16 protein-coding genes are annotated in these 17903 nt (G+C 37.6%); 8 read left to right on the plus strand and 8 right to left on the minus strand.

The features are described 5' to 3' along the window. Positions 1-232: 232 nt before the first annotated feature. Positions 233-1486: a CCA tRNA nucleotidyltransferase gene (locus ABID23_RS04220; protein WP_354189651.1), complete on the plus strand. Its 1254-nt coding sequence runs from the start codon at positions 233-235 to the stop codon at positions 1484-1486. Between the two features lie 316 nt (positions 1487-1802). Here the strand turns inward: ABID23_RS04220 and ABID23_RS04225 are convergent, their stop codons facing one another. After that, complete coding sequence (locus ABID23_RS04225) at positions 1803-2279, minus strand: tRNA (cytidine(34)-2'-O)-methyltransferase (RefSeq protein WP_354189653.1); 477 nt, start codon at positions 2277-2279, stop codon at positions 1803-1805. A gap of 1104 nt (positions 2280-3383) precedes the next feature. Here ABID23_RS04225 and petA point away from each other — a divergent pair. From petA to ABID23_RS04245, 4 genes are all read left to right on the plus strand, one after another. Then, a complete protein-coding gene (gene petA, locus ABID23_RS04230) occupies positions 3384-3932 on the plus strand; it encodes a ubiquinol-cytochrome c reductase iron-sulfur subunit (protein WP_354189655.1) in 549 nt (182 codons plus the stop codon). Positions 3933-3937: 5 nt separating this feature from the next. After that, positions 3938-5191 carry a cytochrome b gene (locus tag ABID23_RS04235; RefSeq protein WP_354189657.1) on the plus strand — a complete coding sequence of 418 codons (1254 nt, stop codon included), beginning with the start codon at positions 3938-3940 and terminating at the stop codon, positions 5189-5191. Next, entirely contained in the window at positions 5188-6078 is an 891-nt protein-coding gene (locus ABID23_RS04240) for a cytochrome c1 (RefSeq protein ID WP_354189659.1), read from the plus strand. The genes ABID23_RS04235 and ABID23_RS04240 overlap by 4 nt, the downstream gene beginning before the upstream one ends. 86 nt (positions 6079-6164) lie before the next feature. Further along, positions 6165-6605, plus strand: coding sequence for a PRC-barrel domain-containing protein (locus ABID23_RS04245; protein WP_354189661.1), 441 nt, complete (start codon positions 6165-6167; stop codon positions 6603-6605). 655 nt (positions 6606-7260) lie between these two features. Here ABID23_RS04245 and ychF read toward each other — a convergent pair. Continuing rightward, a complete protein-coding gene (ychF, locus tag ABID23_RS04250; RefSeq protein ID WP_354189663.1) occupies positions 7261-8364 on the minus strand; it encodes a redox-regulated ATPase YchF in 1104 nt (367 codons plus the stop codon). Positions 8365-8620: 256 nt separating this feature from the next. On the opposite strand from ychF, the gene ABID23_RS04255 reads away from it, so the two are divergent. Next, the gene (locus ABID23_RS04255) at positions 8621-9373 is read left to right on the plus strand and encodes a L,D-transpeptidase (protein WP_354189665.1); all 753 of its coding nucleotides are present in this window, start codon (positions 8621-8623) and stop codon (positions 9371-9373) included. Positions 9374-9542: 169 nt separating this feature from the next. Here ABID23_RS04255 and pth read toward each other — a convergent pair whose 3' ends face one another. Together pth and ABID23_RS04265 are read right to left on the minus strand one after the other, a co-directional pair. Continuing rightward, complete coding sequence (gene pth, locus ABID23_RS04260) at positions 9543-10121, minus strand: aminoacyl-tRNA hydrolase (protein ID WP_354189667.1); 579 nt, start codon at positions 10119-10121, stop codon at positions 9543-9545. 70 nt (positions 10122-10191) lie between these two features. After that, a complete protein-coding gene (locus ABID23_RS04265; protein ID WP_354189669.1) occupies positions 10192-10818 on the minus strand; it encodes a 50S ribosomal protein L25/general stress protein Ctc in 627 nt (208 codons plus the stop codon). A 279-nt stretch (positions 10819-11097) separates the two neighbouring features. Here ABID23_RS04265 and ABID23_RS04270 point away from each other — a divergent pair, with 279 nt between their 5' ends. Continuing rightward, complete coding sequence (locus ABID23_RS04270) at positions 11098-12597, plus strand: ATP-binding protein (protein ID WP_354189671.1); 1500 nt, start codon at positions 11098-11100, stop codon at positions 12595-12597. Here ABID23_RS04270 and ABID23_RS04275 read toward each other — a convergent pair. The 4 genes from ABID23_RS04275 to lgt all read right to left on the minus strand — a co-directional run bounded on the left by ABID23_RS04275 (position 12594) and on the right by lgt (position 17061). Further along, a complete protein-coding gene (locus ABID23_RS04275; protein ID WP_354189673.1) occupies positions 12594-13526 on the minus strand; it encodes a ribose-phosphate pyrophosphokinase in 933 nt (310 codons plus the stop codon). The two genes, ABID23_RS04270 and ABID23_RS04275, sit on opposite strands and share 4 nt — an antisense overlap. Positions 13527-14283: 757 nt before the next feature. Further along, complete coding sequence (pgeF, locus tag ABID23_RS04280; RefSeq protein ID WP_354189675.1) at positions 14284-15054, minus strand: peptidoglycan editing factor PgeF; 771 nt, start codon at positions 15052-15054, stop codon at positions 14284-14286. A 74-nt stretch (positions 15055-15128) separates the two neighbouring features. After that, positions 15129-16208, minus strand: coding sequence for a class I SAM-dependent methyltransferase (locus ABID23_RS04285; protein WP_354189677.1), 1080 nt, complete (start codon positions 16206-16208; stop codon positions 15129-15131). Further along, entirely contained in the window at positions 16183-17061 is an 879-nt protein-coding gene (lgt, locus tag ABID23_RS04290) for a prolipoprotein diacylglyceryl transferase (protein WP_354189679.1), read from the minus strand. The genes ABID23_RS04285 and lgt overlap by 26 nt, the downstream gene beginning before the upstream one ends. A 277-nt stretch (positions 17062-17338) precedes the next feature. On the opposite strand from lgt, the gene ABID23_RS04295 reads away from it, so the two are divergent. Next, positions 17339-17593: an accessory factor UbiK family protein gene (locus ABID23_RS04295; RefSeq protein WP_354189681.1), complete on the plus strand. Its 255-nt coding sequence runs from the start codon at positions 17339-17341 to the stop codon at positions 17591-17593. The last annotated feature ends 310 nt before the right edge of the window (positions 17594-17903 follow it).

Below are 17903 nucleotides of genomic sequence, written 5' to 3' on the forward strand. Positions count from 1 at the left end.
TTTGTAGCAAAATCTATAATTTTCTTCTTATGATAATGAATATTTTATGACTTGTAACAGAAAATAAAAAGAAAAGAAGTGTAATATGTGTTTTTTTAATATTTATAAGTAGGCAGAGTTATTTATTGGAAACCCATATATGTATTGTGTAAGGTATATATGAGAAAGATTATCTTTCGCGAGAAACATCTGTTTGTAGCAAAGGAAAATAAGCTTTTTGAAAGGTGAAAGGGTGAATATAAGACAAAATTTCAAACAAGCCGAGTGGTTGCAACATGAGGATATCCAAACACTTCTTCATATTTTGTCTCTGGATGGTGAGGAGGCACGTATTGTAGGGGGAGCAATCCGTAATCAGCTGTTAGGACAGCCTATTCATGATATTGATATTGCAACAACCTGTTTGCCGCAAGAAGTTATCGTGCGTGTAGAAAAAGCTGGGTTTAAAGCTATTCCTACGGGCGTTGCATTTGGTACAGTGACGGTGGTTTCGCAATCCTATTCTTATGAGGTTACAACACTTCGCTCTGATATTGAAACCGATGGTCGTCATGCAAAAGTGGCCTTTGGTCGTGATTGGAAAAAAGATGCTGAGCGGCGGGATTTTACCATGAATGCGCTTTATTGTGATGCTGCTGGTTGCCTTTATGATGATGTGGGAGGCTTGAATGATATTGCCAACAAAACAGTACGTTTTATTGGTATTGCAGAAAATCGTATTCGTGAAGATTATTTACGTATTTTACGTTTTTTTCGCTTTTTTGCTTGGTATGGAGTTGGACGACCTGATGCACAAGCATTAAAAGCATGTGTTCGTTTAAAAGATGGTATACACAAGCTTTCATCTGAGCGTATTTGGGGCGAAATGAAAAAGCTTCTTGCTGCCTTGGATCCAACGCGTTCTCTTTTGTGGATGCGTCAAAGCGGTGTTTTGACATATGTTTTTCCTGAAACAGAAAAATGGGGCATTGATGCTATCCACTCACTTGTAAAGCTAGAGCAAACTTTGGGTTGGGAGATTGATCCTCTGTTGCGGTTAGAAAGTATTCTTCCCCCTGATCCTATCCGTCTTCACAAGCTGGCACAGCGTTTGCGTTTATCGAATAAAGAAACAATGCGACTAAACGAATGGGCAAAGTTGGAAATCATTAAACACAACTGTTCAGATCATTTTGTACAAAAGCTCATTTATTTTCATGGACGACAGCCGGTATTAGATCAATTATCTCTGTCTATTGCTGCATCACATTTTCACTCCTTGGAGGAAGGCAGAGTTTCACAAAAAGCACAAGATTATATCAGGCTTTATCACCTTGCAGAAAAATGGCAGATTCCAATTTTTCCTGTCAGTGGTCAAGATTTGATAGAGAAAGGTTTTTCTAAAGGAGTGCGTTTAGGGAAAAAACTCAAAGAGCTGGAAAAAATATGGATTAAAAGCGGATTTTCAATGGATCACCATACAATATTAGAAAAAATAAATTCATAAAATTGGCTTTTATAAGGATTTTTTGCTGCTTGTTAATAGAATCTTTTATAGCTGTGTTATAATTGTTTGTTTTAATGGTGCGGCAAGCTATGATAGGAGCCAATTTTCATTCAGCTTAAGTCGTTTGTTTCTAAATAATTTTTAAATAGATTTTCTTAATTGGAATATTATGGAAGAGCTGAAGATTTTAATACGATTGTAACATCTTAGATAGATATGGAGAGAGCACTCTTTTAAAAACTTTCTCTCTCTGTGTGCAGAAACAGGATTTTTTCCAATATGATATTAAATTTTTTGAATGAGATTTGTGTACTTTTTATAAAGTTTTGCTCTCTTCGCTATAACCAATTTGGCGGAGCGCTTCCCCTGTTGTTATAGCGACACTCATGGCAAGGTTTAAAGAACGCGTATGCGGTTGCATGGGAATTCTCAATGTACAATCAACGCTTTCATGAACATAATCGGGAACACCTGCTGTTTCACGACCAAAAAGTAAGACATCATTTTTTTGATAACAGATTTGTGTATAATATGTTTCTGCTTTTGTACTTAGAAGTAGAAGGCGGCGGTTTAAATGTTTCATAGTATGGAAAAAATGTTGCCAATCGATATGTCGCTCTAATGAAGCATATTCGAGATAATCCAATCCTGCTCGCTTAAGGTTACGATCTGATAGATTAAAGCCCGCTGGTTCAATAATATGAACGTGTAAACCAAAACAGGCGCTAAGACGCAAAATCGTTCCAGTATTACCAGCAATATCAGGTTGAAAAAGAGCAATGTGCAATGTCATATTCTACATAATATGACTTTTTTTTTGTCTTTGTAAAGAAGCCTTATCGCTTATTTCAAAAATATAAAAATATGACTTGAGGGACAGATCATTTTGCGCTTTTGTATGCGTATTTTATTGTTTTTTCTATATGGAAAAAGTGATACTCTCAAGCTTATGATAGGCTAAATAGAGTGTGAAAGTGCACGTTGCTCGGAGATTATCCTTAATAATATAGATTTGGATGATTACAAGAATGCGCTCAGGAATATTGAATACTGCTTTGTGTAAAATTTTATCGTATATATTGAGATACTTCATTGTGTGAGAAATACGGTGATTGATCAAGGTGGCTTGTGATGCTGGTCATGAAATAAGCTTCTATCATTTTTACCGTGATCAACACGCCATAGTGATTATTGCTTTTTGAAATGATAAGGCAGAGTAACGTGAAATTTGTTCAACATAAAAAGTATCTGCATAAATTGTTTTCTATATAAAATAACATATTGGCTTATAATGATAATATATTTTTATTCATTAAATTTGAGTTCCAAATAACCTAGATTTTTCTTATTTAAAATCTATTTTCATTAAAACGAATAAAATTATTTTTTTATATGTCATAAGTCGTGTTGGTGCGTGAATAAAAGTCATTTCAGAAAAGACTAAAAATGTTTCTTATAAACGCGCTTAATACGGGTGCTATTATAACATCACGTGTTGGCAAATGAAATGGTGGTGCGAGTATCACGAAGATTTTCAGTATTGATTGAAGTGGTTACATTGGAAAATGTTGGAGCTTATACCAAAAGGATTTTTTATCTATACATTAAGCAGCATAGCAAAAGAATAGCATATGTTTCATCATATTATCTTATAAGTTTCTAAAGTGTTGAAGCTGACAAGCATTAGGAATGGGGAGAAACGGTCGCGTCTTCTGAGGTGGATTATAAACTCTTCTTAAAAAGGAGATACATTAACAAGTGATGTAAATTTATATAACTGCCAAGGCGTTCTTTTCTGGAATATTTTTTGTAGTTGAGGAAGCTATATGATTATAGATTGTACAATAGGGGAGTGTATGATAAATTTTTGAAAGGGAAGGGCTTTTTAGTTAAGGTGATGAGTAAACAGACTAGACGGGATTTTCTATTTTTGTTAACGGGTGTTACAGGGACGGTTGGACTTGGCGCCGTTGCGTGGCCTTTTATCCGTCAGTTATATCCCGATGAGGCTGTTTTAGCATCTTCTTCTGTTGAAGTGGATCTGTCTCATATTGAAGAAGGTATGTCGGTAACTGTCAATTGGCGTGGACAGCCCGTTGTTATTCGTAATCGAACAGCCCGAGAAATTGCTGAAGCACGTGCTACAAAATTAAGTATTCTGAAAGATCGCCAAGCACGCAACCCTAATCTTGAATATGAAGAAGAAGCAACGGACTTTGCGCGCTCGGGAGGCAAGGGACGTGAAAATTGGCTTATTATGATTAATCTTTGTACGCATCTAAGTTGTGTAACGCTTGATCAATCGGGTAAATTAGGAGGGTGGTTGTGCCCATGTCATGGGTCTGTTTACGATACGGCTGGAAGAGTGCGCTCGGGGCCTGCTAACTATAATTTAGCCATTCCACCATATCGATTTTTATCTGATACTTTGTTGAGAATAGGATGAGGTGAATGACGCGACTTTCTCCCTATTCTCCGAGAACTGCTTTTGCTCGTTGGTTGGATAAGCGTTTACCTATTCCCCGTTTTTTATACAATGTATTTGTCATTTTTCCTGTTCCACGTAACCTTAATTATTTTTATACATTTGGCGGTATTTTGACCATTATGCTTTTATCACAGATTTTGACTGGTATTGTGTTGTCACTGCATTATGTGCCACATGTTGATTTGGCTTTTGAAACGGGGGAACAATTTAGGCGTAATGGGCACTTTGGTTGGCTTTTTCGCCCATGGCATTCTGTAGGTTCTTCGTTCTTCTTTATTGCCGTTTATATCCATTTCGCGCGCAGCCTTTATTATGCCTCTTATAAAAATATGCGTGAAATGGTTTGGATTACGGGTGTTTGTATTTATATAATGATGATGGCAATAGCCTTTTTTGGTTATGTGTTGGTTTGGGGGATGATGTCTGTATCTGCCGCTTCAGTGGTTACTGGTTTTTTAAAAGCTATTCCTTTGGTGGGAACGCAGTTACATGAGATGTTTCTTGGTGGGGATAGTGTGGGACAATCTACCCTTAACCGTTTTTATGTTTTCCATTATGTTTTGTCATTTATTTTGCTTTTTTTTGTGGGGCTTCATATTTGGGCAATTCATCATGTTGGACAAGGAAATCCGACTGGTCTCGCTGTGCAATCAGATCAAGAAACTGTTCCTTTTGCACCCTATGCACTCATTAAAGATATTTTTGCCATTATTGTTTTTTTGCTCTTTTTTTCTTGGTTTTTATTTTACATGCCTGATTATATGGGACAAGCTGAAAATTATAGTATTGCTGATCCTTTAAAAGCACCTCTTCGTGTGGTCCCAGAGTGGTATTTTTTGCCTTTTTATGCGATGTTGCGCGCCATAAATTTTAATGTTGGCGCCCTTTCGTCGACTTTTCTAGGGGTTATTATAGTAACTGCTTCAGTTTTTATTTTGATTTTTGTGCCCTGGTTAGATCGCTCTAAAATATGTTCTGCAAGATACCGACCTATTTATAAAATTTTTTTTGGGGCATTGATTATGGATGTTATTTTTCTGGGTTATCTGGGTTCAAGAGAACTGAGCAATCATATTCTTTTATGGACGCAGTTAATGACAGCTTATTATTTTGTATTTTTTTTGATTGTTTTACCGTTTCTGCCGATTTTTGAAAGAGAACGTTCACTTCCTTCTTCAATAACTGAAGATATACAACAAAGAAAAAATAAACGATGATAAATGCTGTTATTAGATTGATTGTTGTCGTTGTAATAGGCTCCTCTTTTCAGAGTGTGAATAATGTCTCTGCTAAAGAGCAGGAGTCTATCACTTTTCCTTTACGTGTTCCTAAAAAACAAAAATGGAGTTTTTCGGGACCATTTGGGGTTTATGATAAGGCGCAATTGCGGCGTGGATTAAAGGTTTATAAACAGGTTTGTTCTAGTTGCCATGGGCTCAAACATGTAGCTTTTCGGGATTTAAAGGCTTTAGGCTATGATCAGGAACAGATTAAGGCCTTTGCTCAGCAATATGAAGTGAGCGATGGTTTGCATCGAGAAGGAAAATTTTTAAAACCTGTTGGAATTGCCACAGATACTTACCCTTCTCGCTTTTCTTACGAAGAAAAGACAAGCTTTTTTCATAATGGTGCTTATCCTCCAGATTTATCATTGATGGCACGTGCGCGTGCTGTATCTTTACCGTTTCCTGCTGTTATTGCTGATGTGTTGACGTATTATAATACTGCTGGTCCAGATTATATTACAGCTCTTTTAACAGGGTATAAGACAGCACCAGAGGATTCAAAGATTGCTGATGGCTATTGGTACAATCCCTATTTTATTGCCGGCGATACTTTAGCTATGGCACCTCCTTTGAGTGATGGTGCTGTTTCCTATGGAGATGGAACTCCCGAAACAGTTGAATATTATGCGCGTGATGTTTCTGCTTTTTTGATGTGGGCTGCTGATCCTCATATGGAAATTCGTAAAAAAACCGGTTTTCGTGTTATTTTATTTTTAATCATTTTGGGAGGGCTTGTTTATATTTTAAAAGCCTATATTTGGCGTGATTTAGAGGAAAATGAGAAAAGAGAATGGAAGACTGAGAAGGTGAAAGAATAGGGTAGAGCGCTGAGTAAAGGAACCAATTTGATTATGAAGCATTCAGACTTTGTAAAGTAAAAGCAAAGTAAAAACGGAGATGTTAAATGAGAAAAATTGTATATACTGCTCTTATATCAGTTTTCATGGCTTCTAGTGCTTACGCTCAGTCTTTCACTGTACCTTCTAAATCTGAAATGATTTTTTCGACAGGGGTTGTGCAGGTTGGGTCAGATATGATTACGCGTTATGTTACACCTTTGGCAACGGATTTTGTTGCGTCAAGTCTTATTGGTGCAAAGGTATACAACATAGAAAATGAAAACATTGGGGAAGTAAAAGATATCATTCTGCGTGAAAATAATATTGCAGGATTTGTTGTGGCTGTTGGTGGTTTCCTTGGTCTTGGAGAGAGTTATGTGGTTGTTTCTCCAGAAACAATCCAGATGACAAATGATTACGGTAAGTGGAAGCTTATTATTAATGCAACAAAAGATTCTTTAAAAGAGGCTCCAACATTTAAATATGAAGGGCGTTGGGCACGCTAAGTTTATATTTCCATTTTGTGTGGTTAGAACAGTTGCTATCATAAATAAGGTAGCACTGTTTTTTTCATGCAGATCATTTTGGGATCTTTTTGAAAGTTTTATGCACACAATGGTTTCATTTTTAAGAGCTGAAGAGGTATCTTTAGATGAAGCTTTAGTGTTTTAATGATTATGATGGGAAATTCTTAAACGATTTTGATTTGTTTGAAAGAAAAATACTTTGGGTATCAAAGACAGCTAAAAATACCTATTGTTTGATAGCTTTATACCCAGTGGAAAAAGCCTTACATGGGGTATAAGGAGGGCATTATTCATTGCGTTATACAGTTTGGTCCATGATATGAATGACTTATAAAACTCGATCTTGGCACGTAAAAATCTAAAAAAGAGTGAAAAGTATCAAAAGTAATAAGAAGAGACTTTGAAAGAGCGTCATTGCCCTTTTATAGCAGTTTAATCTCTCTTGAAAAAAGTCAGCAAAAAATCTGTTATTAAACACTAAATTCTCATAGAGCATTTAATTCCACATGATGAGGGTAAAAATCCTATTCTTAATATTTGCTTGTGTGTGTTTTTTTAAATTATAAAATGCTATAGCATCTAATTAGTGAGACAGTATTCTTTATTTTCTGTTGTATAATATTAGGATGAAATATTAGGTATTATGTTTAAACAACATGATATCACCGTCTTGTACGATATATTCTTTACCTTCATCACGCGATTTTCCTGCTTCTTTTGCACCATTTTCTCCACCAAAAGCAATATAATCATTATAGCTGATCGTTTGAGCGCGGATAAAGCCACGTTCAAAATCTGAATGGATAACACCAGCGGCTTGAGGGGCTTTTGTGCCACGTGTGATTGTCCATGCTCTTGTCTCTTTAGGTCCACAGGTGAAATAAGTAATGAGATCAAGCAAAGAATAACCAGCGCGAATAAGACGGTTTAAACTTGGTTCAAAAAGCCCAAGGGCATTAAGATATTCTGAAGCTTCTGCATCGCTAAGTTGCGTGATCTCAGCTTCAATGGAAGCAGAAATGATAATACTTTGAGCATTTTGTTCTACTGCCATTTTTTCGACCGTTTGGGTAAAGTGATTTCCATGTGCGGCATCATTTTCGCTTACATTGCACACATAAAGTACGGGCTTGGATGTTAAAAGATTTAAACTATCAAGGATGTGGCGCTCATCAGAGGAGATATCTTTGAGAAGTAACCGAACAGCATTTCCTTTCTGGAGTAAATTGAGTGCTGCTTCCATTACGGGAAGAATTGCAAGAGCTTCTTTATCTTTGCCTGTTGAACGTTTACGGATTTGCACAATTCGTCGCTCAAGGCTTTCAAGATCTGCAAGCATAAGTTCTGTTTCGACAGTTGTGACGTCAGAAACAGGATCAATGCGTCCTTCCACATGGGTAATATCTTCATCTTGAAAACAGCGTAGAACATGGATAATAGCATCAACTTCACGAATATTGGCTAAAAATTTATTGCCTAAACCTTCACCTTTTGAAGCACCTCGTACGAGTCCAGCGATATCAACAAAATTGATACGTGTGGGAATAACGTCTTTTGATCCTGCAATCGATGCAATTTTTTCCATTCGCGAATCTGGTACAGCAATTTCACCAGTATTGGGTTCGATTGTACAAAAAGGATAGTTAGCAGCTTGTGCCGTAGCTGTTTTTGTTAGTGCATTAAAAAGGGTTGACTTACCAACATTAGGTAACCCCACAATACCGCATTTAAAGCCCATGGTTTCTTCTTTTCTATTGCTTTATGATCAAGATAATGTTTCGTCGGCGCTTTTATAGCATATTTTGAGAAGAGTTATAGTCTTAGTTGCTATAGGTGAGAAAAAAGTCTACAGTAAAAAAACAAACGCTTTGTTATCGTACTTAAAAGCCTTTACTGTTTTCATAGTAAGGGAATTTCAAGAGAATGTTAACGGTACGCTAAGTTTTTCACAGTATTCAAGTCTGCATAAGGAACTAATTGGAGAAAATGGAAGAGTGTTGTCTCGTTATGCTTTTTTAATTTTAATTGCAGCACCTTTGGCTTTGGTTGGGTGTGCTACACACCAATCTGATGTATCGTTTGTTTCTTCTCAACAAGATCGATACATTCCAGATGAAGTGCGGGCTTTGTATGGTCCTGTAACCAACGAGCCTTATTTACTACCGGCTGTTGATCTTTCAACAATTGATCCAAAATTTTGGCGTCAAAAAGTGATTTATTATACATCTTATCCACCTGGAACATTGGTAATCGATACACAGGAGCGTTTTCTTTACCTTATTGGTGAAAATGGAACAGCTTTGCGTTACGGTATTGGAGTTGGTAAGGAAGGATTAGAATTTGGAGGAGAAGGGGTTGTCCAGCGCAAGCGCCGATGGCCAAGTTGGGTGCCTACCGCAGCAATGATGGCTCGAGAGCCCGAACGTTATGGTCATTTGGGAAAAGGAATGCCACCAGGACCGGACAATCCATTGGGGGCGCGAGCTCTTTATCTTTTCAAAAATGGGCAGGATACGCTTTTCCGAATTCATGGTTCACACGAATCTTGGTCGATTGGACATGCTATTTCAAGTGGATGTATTCGTTTGCTTAATCAAGATATTATTGATCTCTATGATCGTGTTCCCGTTGGTGCCCGTGTCGTGGTATTGCAAAACAATGAGCGTGCACCGAGAGCTTTAAGTCAAGGATCTAATATGTATGAGGACCCACTGCAGGCAACAATTAACCCCAGTGATTTTTTCTAATGCCTCTGTGAGTTTTTTAAGTTTCAAGGAGAGTTACCTTATTTACTCCATTTGTTTTCTTTAGGGTTTCTATATTGACAAGGTTCTTTTTTCAAAAAGAGGGGTTTATGCACAAAGCTTATACGAAGTCATGCTGACTTATTTTGGATCTTATAGGAATGAACAGTTATCACGTGCCTTTGTTTTTCATTGTTTGTGAGATTTCATTCATAAAGAGAGACTTGTCCTCTTTTATAAGGAGAACAAAGTTTTTTGCTAACGCCTCTAAAAGAGGAGAGAGCCACCCTTGGTCGGATTTGGTAAAATTTCCTAAAACATGCTGATGAACCAGCTCTTTGGAACCAGGATGTCCAATTCCTAAGCGTACACGGCAGTAGTCAGTGCCGCAATGGGCATCAATAGACTTTATACCATTATGTCCATTATGTCCTCCACCCATTTTTACACGTATTTTTCCTTGTGGTAAGTTGAGCTCATCATAAATGATAATCAAATTCTTCAAATCTAATTTATAAAATCGCAAAGCTTCACCAATGGCTTGACCAGAGCGATTCATAAAGGTTTGAGGTTTTATAAGAAAAGTTTTCTCACCATTTATAAAACCATTGGAGATTTCAGATTGAAATTTTTTTGACCATGAAGAAAAAGAAAAGGATCGATAAAGAGCATCAACTGCCATGAAACCAATATTATGGCGATTATTCTGGTATTGTAGACCAGGGTTGCCAAGACCAGCAATAAGCCACATGCATACCTCCAGTCAAAGTGTGAGGGGATGTGAAGTCAAGACGGGAATTTTTCCCGCCTCCTGAAATTTGTTAATTTTCTTCGTTGTCTTCGTTATTTTCTTGTTCGGAATCTTCATCACTAACATCCATACCTGCTGGAGACGCGATGGTTGCAATGGTAAAGTCTCGATCTTGAATGACTGGTGTGACATCTTTTGGCAGTTGCACAGCCGAAATATGAATAGAATCACCAATGGAGTAGTTTGAGAGATCAATCTCAATCGCTTCAGGAATAGCATTTGCTGGAGCTGTACATTCAATATCGTGACGAACAATATTGAGAACACCTCCCTTTTTGATACCAGGTGCGGTGTCTTCATTGAGAAAGTGCACAGGAATATTCACTTCCACAACAGATTTCGCTGAAATACGCAGGAAATCTACATGTAAGGGAAAGTCACGCACAGGATCCAATTGGTAATCTTTTGGTAAAACCATAATTTTTTGTTTACCAATCTCAATCGTCGCAACGGTGGTACGAAAGCCACCTGCGTGAATTTTATAAAAAACTTCTTTATAGGGAATCGCAATTGCCAAAGGTGGCTTTTTGTCACCATAAATGACAGCAGGAATGAGACCGTTACGACGAAGTTCACGGGAGGACCCCTTACCAACCCGTTCGCGCATTTCGGCCTTAAGAGTATAGCTTTTGCTCATAGTTCAAGTCCTTTTAAATGATCGGAGATTCACCAAAAACAATAACAGTTTCTGCATGAATATGAAAATATGCACTGTTAAACAGCGATGATTTCACTCTGCGTTGCCTCCAAGGGTGTCTACGCAGATATTTGTTCTATAATTCAAACCATTCATAGATGCAAGAGTTGTGGGAAAAATTGATGATTTCTACCGTTAAGCAAGAGGAAGTGTTACAAACATAGTTTATATGAAGGCTAAAGATGAGCCGATGACTCAAAGTAAAATACTGGAGATATTATGAAGGTTGAGATCGCCTTGGGAGAGATGGCAGAAGGTAATGCTTTGCGTAAATCTGTACAAGCATTTATGGATCTTGAAGAATTATTAGCGACACGTCTTCTTGTACAAGGTAATTCTGGTTCAGGAAAATCACATCTTCTTCGGCGCCTTCTCGAACAAAGTGCTTCGTGGGTGCAACATTGTGTGATTGATCCAGAAGGTGATTTTGTTACTTTGGCAGATAAATTTGATCATGTCATTGTGGAAGCGCAACGTAGCGAATTAGAACTCACACGTATTGCCCATAGAATTCGCCAACATCGGGTTTCGGTGGTGTTTAACCTTGAAGGTTTGGATACTGAGCAACAGATGCGGGCTGTGGGGGCTTTTCTTGGTGCACTGTTTGATGTGGAGCGTGATTATTGGTATCCTATGCTTGTTGTGGTTGATGAAGCACAATTATTTGCTCCTACAGCAGCAGGAGAAGTTTCTGATGAAGCGCGTAAGATTTCATTGAGTGCTATGACCAATCTTATGTGTCGAGGGCGAAAACGTGGCCTTGCAGGTATTATTGCGACACAGCGTTTAGCTAAGCTTGCTAAAAATGTGGCTGCTGAAGCATCAAATTTTTTAATAGGACGAACTTTCTTAGATATTGATATGGTGCGTGCTGCTGATCTTTTGGGAATGGAGCGCCGACAAGCGGAAATGTTTCGAGATCTTGAACGTGGCCATTTTATCGCTCTAGGTCCTGCTTTATCACGACGCCCTTTACCGATCATCATTGGCCCTGTTGAGACATTAGCACGTTCTTCTAGCCCGAAATTAATGCCACTTCCTACAGAGCGAGTGGATGTAAAAGAACTCGTTTTTACTGCTTCACCAGAGGAGGTTTTAGTGCCATTTAAGCAGTCACGAGAACCGTTGAAAGAGAAATCAATTCATGAAATGTTAGAAGAAGTTGTGCATAAAAAACAAGAATCGTTGGAAAAAAATCCCAGTTTATTTCCTGAGCTTTCGGTTGATGAGCATGATAAGCAGGTCGAAGGTGTTATCGGAGAGATTCTTGATGATCCTGATACTTTTTATCGTTCAACAGCGGTGCTTTATCAAGATTTTTTAGTTCGTTGTCGTATTCATGGTTTATCAGGAGATTTTTTAAACCTTTCACAATTTCGTCGCAAGCTAGCTATTGCTCAAGCTTGTGTTGATGAAGAAACTGCTGCTAGTGAAAATTGGAAACGTATTTTGCATATATCGGAAAGTTTGGAAGATGATGTGCAAGGTGTTTTTTTAAATGTAGCACAGGCCGCTTTGAGTGGAAAGCCATGTCCGTCAGATGCATTTTTGGCACGTCTTTATGGAACCCATTCTTTAAGTCGTGCACGTCGTCTTTTAACTTACTTCGGAGAACGTGGACTTGTCGTTATTCACACACATTTTAGCGGTCAACGCATTGTTTCTTTTCCTGATCTTGGTCTAGAAACAGCACCGGGAGATCCCAAAGGTGGAGTTTAGCCGAATAAACTTGAGACAGATTGTTCTGCTGCGGTTCTTGCAATTGCTTCTCCAATGAGATCAGCAATTGGCAAAACACGAATATTATGGGCTTCCTCGATTGTTTTTGTTGGCATAATTGAATCCGTAATAACCAATTCTTTCATCTCTGAATTGGTAATACGTTCGATAGCACTTCCAGAAAGAACACCATGTGTGATGTAAGCTGTAACGCTATTGGCACCATGCTTGAGAAGAGCGCTTGCTGCATTGCATAGTGTTCCACCTGAATCAACGATATCGTCAAGCAAAAGGCAGTCTTTTCCAGATACACTTCCAATAATATTCATAACCTCTGATTCTCCATGGCGTTCACGACGTTTATCAACAATAGCCAGCAAACTGTTCAAACGTTTGGCGAGAGAACGGGCACGGACGACCCCACCAACATCAGGAGATACAACAATTACATTTTCAAGAGAGTAATGCATCTTGACATCCCGAGAAATGACTGGAACCGCGTAAAGATTATCCGTTGGAATATCAAAAAAGCCTTGAATTTGTCCCGCATGAAGATCCAGTGTCAAAACACGATGGGCTCCCGCTTCGGTAATCAGGTTTGCAACAAGTTTTGCAGAAATAGGAGTACGTGGTCCAGGTTTACGATCCTGGCGAGCATAACCAAAATAAGGTATCACGGCTGTAATGCGCCGCGCCGAGGAACGACGAAGAGCATCAATCATAATGAGCAACTCCATAAGGTGATCATTTGCAGGATAAGATGTAGATTGCAAAACAAATACGTCCTGTCCGCGTACATTTTCGTGTAATTCTACGAAAATTTCTTGATCAGCAAAGCGTTTCACAGTTGCTTTTCCTAAGGGAATACTTAAATAATTTGCAACATCTTCAGCAAGACATGGATTAGAATTGCCGCAAAAAAGCTTCATAGTGGAACCTCTGAGTTGTCATGATAGTATATAATACGATTTTAATTTCTTTTTAGCAGGTTGTAAGGCAACAATTACAAAAGCCTTACAACTTTATTTGATACTGTTAAAGAACTATGCACTGTGTTTTCCCTTTTTCCAAAACTTTATTGCTCTAAAAGCAGAGTTTTTTATGATGAAGTAACGAATACTCAATTAAAGCATTTTTCATTTTATAAACTGAAAATGAATGAATCTCATATAAGATATAGCTTGTATATAGTAGATTTATGTATAATGGTATATCAATTTTTTATGTTGAGATAAAAGATCTGAACACAGCAAGCTCTTCTTAGTTTAAGTTCTTTTATATTAAATCAGAGAAAGCATTTACACGTACATTAAAAATGAGATGGGGGTATGGATGAGGGGTGTTTTAAAAGGATAAAAAATACTTCTCATAGATCACTTTAATTTAAAAACAGTCATAATATTGATAAGTTGGAAAATATAATGGCAGTGATGCTTTATGTTTCAATAAGTGTAAAGATGGTGATACCCAATGATTTTACGGTATGAAATGAATGAAGAGGAGCAATATGAAAGAGTCAGTGTTTTATTGGCTATCGTGATAAATATTGAAAACAATAAAGTCTCTACACATTTATAGAGTGTTTCTTGACACAAAATACAGAGGAACAGAGCTAACACCTTTTATACAGACAAGAAGCTTGGAGTTTTATTTTGTTACCTTAGGTGAGAAATATTTTCCTTTTCGCTATTTTAGCATAATAGCAGACATTTGTCGTCCATAAGTAGGTTCGTTGCGGTGTATTGCACGACGATAGGAGAAAAAACGTTGTTCGTCTTGGTAAGTGCAAATTTCCAAACAAGAAGCATAGACTCCTGCTTCTTTGAGTTGATTTATAATGAATGCCCATAAGTTAAAGCGAAAATGATTGACTTTATCTGTTTTTAAAAAATATTTTTGAAATTGGCTATGGCATTCAATAAATTGATTGTAAAACTCACCTGTGACTTCGTAGTGGCAAGGTCCAATACAAGGACCGAGAACTGCTGTTATTGAGTGTCGTTTTGCCCCCTGTTGTTCCATAACAGAAATTATTTTTTCAACAATCCCATTTAAGCTTCCTCGCCAGCCGGCATGTGTTGCGCCAATGACCCCTGCCTGTGGGTCAGCAAACAAAATAGGGCCACAGTCTGCTGTAAGAATGCCAATAATCAGTTCTTTTTTGGTGGTAACAAGAGCATCAGCTTGAGGGAGATCATCGGTAAAGGCTTGGTTAATCACGATTACATCACAAGAGTGTGTTTGATTGACAGTTACTAAATTTTGTATTCCAACGCCAAAATAATTAGCGATTAAAATGCGATTTGGGGCAATATGCTTTGCTTGATCGTTTGAACTTTTGTCTCCATTAAGGCTTTGATAAGGGTTTTTCGAAACATCGCTTTGACGCGTAAAAAAGCCATGTTTTATTCCATGCTCTTGTAAAGAAGAAAGCTCTTTCGCTAGGATAGGATTCATCAAAATTCCATTATGATTATTTTCAAAATAAGAATGGTGCGTGAGGCGTTTAGATTTGTCAATATTGTTTGGTATCAAAATTGAGGAAGTAAGGGTATATCTTTATCACTGATATGCAAAACTTTAAACAATTTACCCATTTGATCTGGACCGACTAAGCGTTCGATGTCTTGTCGGATTTTGTTTTGTACTGTCGCACTCTTGCCTGTTCCAAGTTGTCCTGCACGTTCTAGAATTCCCATTTTGATGAGAAAGTCGCCTTGTTCTAGAGTTTCAGCAAAACAGCCGTGTTCAAGAGCTATGTTTTTCAAAAAGAAAAAACCAACATGTGATGTTAAATCGTGTTGACCAGGCGCTTCAAAAATATCACGAAATTCATGCTTTGAGAGGGCTTGCAGTGTATCACCAAAGGCGAGATCAGAAGCACCATAATCGATAATTAATGCAGAGCCTTTTACTTGGATTAAGCGGTTACTGATTTGTTGCATGAATTGATGTCGTGATGGGGCATGTTCAAAAATTGTTCCATCAGGGATTTCAGAACCATAGAGCTGTAAGCAAGAAGAAGGAAGTTTATGCGGCGTCGCAATAAAGATGAGGTCTCCATCCTGATTGATGGTAATGCGGCGTTCTTTCCATTCTCCGCTTATTTTAATATATTGGTTGATAGGAAGTGTATCAAAAAATTCATTAGCTATTAAGAAGAGTGGTTTTAAGGGAATTTGATCAAAATTTTCAATAGTATGGATGTATTTTTGATAGGAAGAAAGGTGCTTTTTTTGTTCTTTTGCAAGTTTTTTACTGACTTCAATCAGGAAAACTTCAGCAGCATTAAACGCTGTCATGGATAATTTTTGAATGGTACGTAAAATATCATCCATAAGAGTTCCGCGCCCTGGACCTATTTCGGCGAGAATAAAAGGTTCTGGGCAACCATGAGCCTTCCAATTTGCAAGAGTCCAAATACCAATCATCTCTCCAAATAATTGGCTTATCTCAGGTGCGGTGATAAAATCACCAGCGCGTCCAAAGGGTGTTTGTATTTGATAATAACCAAATTGAGGATCTGTAAGTGCCAATGCCATATATTGGCTGACAGTGATTGGTCCATTGCCTGTAATAATTTCTTTAACTTTTTCTTTCAGGGGAATCATGTTTTGTCGATTGATATTTGAAGGGAGTGAGGAGAAAATAAAGCCCCAAAAGAAACATGGGGAGAGATAAAGCCATACCATAAGTAAATCCAGTTGTATGAAAAATGTTGGAAAACCATTCTGGATCTTCTTGAGGGGCACGGTAAACTTCTGAAATGCTGCGTGCCATTGCGTAGCCTATAATAAATGTTCCTGCCACAGTACCAGGGCGTTTTAAAGCTTTGAAAACAAAAATCACTGTGAATAAGATGGCGAAGAGAAGAAACCCCTCCATGAATGCTTCATAAATTTGGCTCGGATGGCGTGGTAGATAATGAGGATCTAGAGGAAAGCAAACAGCCCAAGGTTGTGTGCTTATATTGCCCCATAGTTCTTGGTTAATGAAATTGCATATCCGGACAATACCAATACCAATAGGAGCACCTGCAGCAATTATATCAAACATTGCCCGTATGTGGATATTATTTTTACGAGCAAACCAAATCATTGCAATAATGATACCGATAAGACCACCATGAAAAGACATTCCTCCATCCCATATTGCGATGATAGCACTTGGATGATTAAAGTAATAAATGGGATCCCATACAAGCACTTGTCCTAAGCGGCCACCAACAACGACACTGATGGCAGACCACACAACAAAATCCCCAATTTTTTCTTTATCCATAGGAGGATGATTTTTATACCATAGAGATTGTTTTTCTAATAATTTTTGCGCATACCACCAAGCAAAAAGAATACCTATAACGTAACCAAGTCCATACCAACGAAAAGATATGGGGCCTAAATGAAAAATGACCGGATCTAGAAAAGAGGGAAAAGCAATAGCGGGGCAAAAAAGATTGTTCATGGTTTTTGAGCATCTTGTATTTAAGTTATTAAATGGTCAGGAATGACAGATGAGTACACAATGGTCAAGCAAAGAGAGAAGCTGATTTCCACTGGATTTCGATATTAAAACGCTATTATAGTAAAAAGAGTGTAAAAAGATTTAAAATAAAATTTATCTGGTAAAACTGATACGGTGAGATAAAATCTATAGGATAAAAGGAACAAATACAGTATCTAAATGTTAAGAAAATACGTTATAGTGCGTATGTCAATAATTAAAATCTAAGGAAAACATTATGCGTAATGGATCAAACCGTATTCTTGATGAATTGGCAAAATTAGCAACAGATGCTGCAGATGTTGCACAAGGTATACGACGTGAAGCTGGAACGGCTTTTCGTTTGCAGGCTGAAAAAATAGCCAATAAACTCGATCTTGTTTCACGTGAAGAGTTTGAAACATTTAAAGAGATGGTACTGAAAGCTCATGCCGATAATGCTGATTTGAAAAAGCGTCTTGATGATTTGGAAAAGACACCAATACAAAAATAGTAAAATAATTTATATTAATAGAGTGCTTCAGAAAAATATCCCCAATTTTTCAATGAAATGTTTAAAGCTAAAAAATGCTTAATCCTGAGTCTGTTAGATTAGATTCTCTATTTATTTTTCAAAAAAAATACTTTTTTTGAAACAGGGGGGGCTAGTACTATGAAATTGTATCAATACACTGAAAAAGCTTGATGATTCGTTTTATTATCATCAGCTACAACAGTGAAACTATAGGGTTCCTGGGAACGTGTCGTATTAGTATTTTTAATGTGTATTTGTTTGGTGTAGGGCTTTGATTGTGGCAAAATAT

The sequence above is a fragment of the Bartonella silvatica genome, assembly GCF_040545155.1.
Classification (GTDB): Bacteria; Pseudomonadota; Alphaproteobacteria; order Rhizobiales; family Rhizobiaceae; genus Bartonella; species Bartonella silvatica.

Bases quoted from the DNA above. Each gene is read 5' to 3' on its own strand.
- ABID23_RS04225 (WP_354189653.1), bottom strand. From the start codon at position 2,279: ATGACATTGCACATTGCTCTTTTTCAACCTGATATTGCTGGTAATACT.
- petA (WP_354189655.1), top strand. From the start codon at position 3,384: ATGAGTAAACAGACTAGACGGGATTTTCTATTTTTGTTAACGGGTGTT.
- ABID23_RS04235 (WP_354189657.1), top strand. From the start codon at position 3,938: ATGACGCGACTTTCTCCCTATTCTCCGAGAACTGCTTTTGCTCGTTGG.
- ABID23_RS04240 (WP_354189659.1), top strand. From the start codon at position 5,188: ATGATAAATGCTGTTATTAGATTGATTGTTGTCGTTGTAATAGGCTCC.
- ABID23_RS04245 (WP_354189661.1), top strand. From the start codon at position 6,165: ATGAGAAAAATTGTATATACTGCTCTTATATCAGTTTTCATGGCTTCT.
- ychF (WP_354189663.1), bottom strand. From the start codon at position 8,364: ATGGGCTTTAAATGCGGTATTGTGGGGTTACCTAATGTTGGTAAGTCA.
- pth (WP_354189667.1), bottom strand. From the start codon at position 10,121: ATGTGGCTTATTGCTGGTCTTGGCAACCCTGGTCTACAATACCAGAAT.
- ABID23_RS04265 (WP_354189669.1), bottom strand. From the start codon at position 10,818: ATGAGCAAAAGCTATACTCTTAAGGCCGAAATGCGCGAACGGGTTGGT.
- ABID23_RS04270 (WP_354189671.1), top strand. From the start codon at position 11,098: ATGAAGGTTGAGATCGCCTTGGGAGAGATGGCAGAAGGTAATGCTTTG.
- ABID23_RS04275 (WP_354189673.1), bottom strand. From the start codon at position 13,526: ATGAAGCTTTTTTGCGGCAATTCTAATCCATGTCTTGCTGAAGATGTT.
- pgeF (WP_354189675.1), bottom strand. From the start codon at position 15,054: ATGAATCCTATCCTAGCGAAAGAGCTTTCTTCTTTACAAGAGCATGGA.
- ABID23_RS04285 (WP_354189677.1), bottom strand. From the start codon at position 16,208: ATGATTCCCCTGAAAGAAAAAGTTAAAGAAATTATTACAGGCAATGGA.
- lgt (WP_354189679.1), bottom strand. From the start codon at position 17,061: ATGAACAATCTTTTTTGCCCCGCTATTGCTTTTCCCTCTTTTCTAGAT.
- ABID23_RS04295 (WP_354189681.1), top strand. From the start codon at position 17,339: ATGCGTAATGGATCAAACCGTATTCTTGATGAATTGGCAAAATTAGCA.